Annotated in this window: 1 protein-coding gene; it reads right to left on the bottom strand. The window is 61.6% G+C overall.

All coding sequences use genetic code 11. The annotated features are described in order from the left end of the window. Positions 1–216: hypothetical protein (locus ACZ9W6_RS17745; RefSeq protein ID WP_465192504.1), on the bottom strand; the 216-nt coding region annotated here is incomplete at both ends.

Raw genomic sequence — 216 nt, 5'->3', positions numbered from 1 at the left:
GCGTGCCGGAGAGATCCTGTGCCGCCGTCGCGGTGATGAAGTCGCTGCTGGAAGAACCGGTATCGGCCGAGAACTGGAGGGTACTGATGGTATTGGTCGGTGTGGTGCTGTCCAGCACATAAGCCTGAGAGTAGACCGTACCGGCATTGCCGGCAGTATCCACCACCCGGATCTTCAGGGTATCGCTGCCGCTCAGTGTCTGGCCGGCCAGGCTGA

The sequence above is a fragment of the Vogesella lacus genome, from assembly GCF_979366295.1.
This window is presented reverse-complemented; position numbering and strand designations above follow the sequence as displayed.